The sequence below is a fragment of the Variovorax sp. P4_D9 genome (genome assembly GCF_056401695.1).
In genome coordinates, this window is sequence record NZ_JBFUIU010001005.1 from 1 (window position 1) to 2,849 (window position 2,849).

The window sequence follows — 2,849 nt, forward strand, 5'->3', positions numbered from 1 at the left end:
GCGTGGAGCATCCGGCCGGCGGCCAACTCATCGGGCAGCAGTTGCAGGCGCTCGGCCATCATCTTCTCGAGCGCCGCCAGCCAGATCTGGTAGTAACTCAGCTGGGCATAGTCGGGCAGGGTCTCGCGTGCGCTGCGGCTGGCATCGATGTTCCACGAGCCGGTGCCGCCCATCGCCAGGGTCAGGGCCAGCACGCGCGCCTCCCAGCGGGCGTGGAAGGGCTCGCCCTCGGGCTCGGGGACGATCGCTCCGGGCCGATCGCRGCCGCCGAGATCGGCATGAGAGAGGTAGCTCATGGCGCGGCCTCCGGCCTGCGGGCCAGCCCGGTGCCGATCATCGAATCCCGCGTCACGAGATCGGCCAGGGCTTCCTCGCTCCACCCTTCGGTGCCAGCCGGGCGCTGCGGGATCACGAGGTAGCGCACCTCGGCGGTGGAGTCCCAGACCCGGATCGCTGTCGATGCGGGCAACTTCACGTCGAACTCGGCCAGCACGCCGCGCGGATCCTTCACGGCCCGCGAGCGGTAGGGCGCACTCTTGTACCAGGTCGGCGGCAGGCCCAGCACCGGCCAGGGATAGCAGCTGCACAAGGTGCAGACGACCATGTGGTGCTGGGTGTCAGCGTTGGCGACCGCGACCATGTGCTCGCCCTGGCGCCCGCTGTAGCCGAGCGAGGCGATCGCCGCGGTGGCGTCCTTCAGCAGCCAGTCGCGGAAGGCCGGATCGACCCAGGCCCGGGCCACGACACGGGCGCCATTGCGCGGCCCGATCTTCGTCTGGTAGGTGTCGATCAGGACATCGAGCGCGGCCGGGTCGATGTAGCCCTTCTGCGTCAGCACGGTCTCGAGGGCACGGACCCGCAGGTCCATCTCGCCGAGTTCGCTGTGGTCTTCGGAATGGTCGTGATCGTGCTCGTGTGCCATGGCCGCATGCTAGCGCGCGGCTCGGCGCTGGAACAAGTCCTCGTGCTGGCTCGACGATCAGCGCGCGGGCCTCGGCATCGCGCAGGCACCAGGCGATCCCGGCGGGGCGCAGCCCGAAGTTGACCGGCGCGCAGACCAGGCCGGCGCGGGTGCAGGCGAAGTAGGTCAGCAGCAGTTCGGTGCAGTTGCGCGCCATCACCGCCACCACGTCCTGGTGCTCGAGCCCGAGGCCGAGCAGGGCGTGGCCGAGTTGGTCGACCTGGCGATCGAAGTCTGCGTAGCGGAGCCGGCGTGGACCGTCGACGATGGCCACCCGGTCCGGATGGAGGTCGGCGCTACGGGCGAGCACGTCGCCCACGCAGACCCGTGCGATGAGGTTGCGCTCGAGCGCGCGGCGAGGCGAACTCATGTTCAAGCATTGCTTGTCTCCATGTATTTGTGCCGGCAAGATAAGGAAGACGCCATGCCTCGTCTTGTGTCACTGGCTACCCGATGGCTGGCGGGCAAACCCTGAGCTTCGGCCGGAGCGCGGCCTTCCAGAATGGGCCGTCCATTCCGGAGAGCCTTCATGCCCTATGCCCACCTGTCCCGTCGCGTCTTCAACCTCTCGGCCGCTGCGGCCGCTGTCTCTGTCGCGGCACCGTCGTTGGCGCAGTCCGCCTGGCCAAGCAAGCCGATCCGCATCGTCGTGCCCTACACGCCCGGCGGCTTCACCGACCAGATGGCGCGGCTGATCCAGCCTGGCCTGCAGAGCCGGCTCGGCCAAGCCGTCATCATCGACAACAAGCCCGGCGCCAACAGCCTGATCGGCGTCGACGCGGTCGCCAAGGCCGCGCCCGACGGCAGCATCTTCGGCGTCGTGATCGCGGCCTATGCCGCCAACACCACGCTCTACCCCAAGCTGCCCTACGATCCGCGCAAGGATCTGGTTGGCGTATCGCTGATGGGCGTGTCGCCGCTGCTCGCGGCGGTCAACAACGACGCCCCCTTCAAGACCGCGAAGGAACTGATCGACTATGCGCGCGCGAACCCGGGCAAGGTGAGCTTCGGCTCGTCGGGCAACGGCTCGGCGGCGCACCTCACGAGCGAGCTCTGGAAGTCGCTCACCAAGACCTACATGATCCACATCCCGTACCGCGGCGCGGTTCCGGCGCTGACCGACCTGATGGGCGGGCAGATCCAACTCTTCTTCGATGCACCCACGGGCCTCATCAACCAGGGCAAGGCCGGCAAGGTGCGCCTGATCGGGGTCGCCAGTGATCGGAGGCTGCCGGTGCTGCCCGAGGTCCCGACCTTCATCGAGCAGGGCTTCCCTGGATTCACCGGCAGCACCTGGGCCGGCATGCTGGCGCCCGCGGGCACGCCGCGCGAGATCGTCAAGCGCATGTCGGAGGAGGTGGCGCGCATCATCAAGAGCAACGAGACCAAGGCCAAGCTTGAGGCCATGGGCACCTTCCCGGCCGGCAGCACGCCCGAGGAGTTCGATGCCTTCATCGCCGCCGAGACGGCCAAGTGGGCCCAGGTCATCAAGACGGCGAACGTGAAGCCCGACTGAGATGAAACGTCCCTCTTCAAACAGGTGTGACCTGCACCGCGTAGCCGATCTGTTGGAGCCGTCGGATCAGGCGGTTGGCAGTTTTGTGCGCGTCGGCGCGGTCGAAGTGGGCGGCGCCGAGGTCGTGCCATTCGGTGCCGTCGCGCAGCATGTGCCAGGCGGCAGTGAGCATGGAGGCGGCCACGCCGATGATGGCCTTCTTGGCACCGCGGCGAGCGCGCAGCCGGTGGAACTGCGCCTGCAGGTAGCCGTCCTTGACCTTCACGGCCGCCCAGGCGGCCTGCACCAGCGTGGTCTTGAGCCACTTGCCGCCGCGGCGCAATCGGGTGGAGCGGTGCTTGCCGGCGCTCTCGTCGTTGCGCGGGCACAGGC

The 2,849-nt window shown here is 68.5% G+C and carries 4 protein-coding genes and 2 pseudogenes; 2 read left to right on the forward strand and 4 right to left on the reverse strand.

The genetic code is table 11. The features are described from left to right. From AC1DY5_RS49910 to AC1DY5_RS49920, 3 genes and pseudogenes are all read right to left on the reverse strand, one after another. Positions 1 to 296: pseudogene (locus tag AC1DY5_RS49910) on the reverse strand (nitrile hydratase subunit beta); the annotation flags it as partial. Next, positions 293 to 922 carry a nitrile hydratase subunit alpha gene (gene nthA, locus AC1DY5_RS49915; RefSeq protein ID WP_478121722.1) on the reverse strand — a complete coding sequence of 210 codons (630 nt, stop codon included), beginning with the start codon at positions 920 to 922 and terminating at the stop codon, positions 293 to 295. The gene nthA and the pseudogene AC1DY5_RS49910, both read right to left, overlap by 4 nt. A gap of 103 nt (positions 923 to 1,025) precedes the next feature. Next, positions 1,026 to 1,235, reverse strand: a pseudogene (locus tag AC1DY5_RS49920) (AMP-binding protein); the annotation flags it as partial. Between AC1DY5_RS49920 and AC1DY5_RS49925 the strand changes: the two are divergent. Continuing rightward, positions 1,137 to 1,436 (forward strand): hypothetical protein, encoded by a 300-nt coding sequence (locus AC1DY5_RS49925; RefSeq protein WP_478121725.1) that lies wholly within the window; start codon positions 1,137 to 1,139, stop codon positions 1,434 to 1,436. The pseudogene AC1DY5_RS49920 and the gene AC1DY5_RS49925 sit on opposite strands and share 99 nt — an antisense overlap. Before the next feature lie 54 nt (positions 1,437 to 1,490). Next, a complete protein-coding gene (locus AC1DY5_RS49930) occupies positions 1,491 to 2,477 on the forward strand; it encodes a tripartite tricarboxylate transporter substrate binding protein (protein ID WP_478121723.1) in 987 nt (328 codons plus the stop codon). A gap of 16 nt (positions 2,478 to 2,493) precedes the next feature. Here AC1DY5_RS49930 and AC1DY5_RS49935 read toward each other — a convergent pair. After that, positions 2,494 to 2,849, reverse strand: a 356-nt coding sequence (locus AC1DY5_RS49935; RefSeq protein ID WP_478121724.1) for a transposase, incomplete at its 5' end; no start/stop codon positions are given.

Coding starts and splice junctions, on each gene's coding strand:
- nthA (WP_478121722.1), bottom strand. CDS start 922: ATGGCACACGAGCACGATCACGACCATTCCGAAGACCACAGCGAACTC.
- AC1DY5_RS49930 (WP_478121723.1), top strand. CDS start 1,491: ATGCCCTATGCCCACCTGTCCCGTCGCGTCTTCAACCTCTCGGCCGCT.